This is a genomic window from Ramlibacter sp. GCM10027632, from assembly GCF_042675325.1.
GTDB lineage: Bacteria > Pseudomonadota > Gammaproteobacteria > Burkholderiales > Burkholderiaceae_C > Ramlibacter.
Map to the genome: position 1 here is coordinate 307 of NZ_JBHTGW010000024.1, position 379 is coordinate 685.

The 379-nt window shown below is 51.7% G+C and carries 1 pseudogene; it reads left to right on the forward strand.

Annotation, left to right across the window (positions count from 1 at the left end):
- Window positions 1-305, forward strand: a pseudogene (locus ACFQZY_RS19140) (hypothetical protein); the annotation flags it as partial.
- Window positions 306-379: the final 74 nt, after the last annotated feature.

The window sequence follows — 379 nt, forward strand, 5'->3', positions numbered from 1 at the left end:
TCATTTATGACGGATCGATGATCTCGCATCGCCGCCTGCGCAACTTCGTTACCGACACAGCGGATGAGCTCGGCATTCCTTATCAATTCGACTATGTTGCAGGAGGCGGAACCGACGCGGGCGCCATTCACGTGACAGCCGGCGGCGTACCGTCGCTTGCGATTTGTAGTCCAACGCGATATATTCACTCGCATGCGGCGATTCTCCACCGCGAGGATTTCGAAAATGCCGTGAAGCTAATCAGCGAAGTAATCAAACGATTGGATAAAAACAAAGTGAAGGAACTTACATTCGGCCAAGGGTAAGGAGCGACTACGCGCCGTCTTCCCTATTTGGTGCCACGTGTGATCGAAGAATTGAACTATCGTACTCCTTCGTA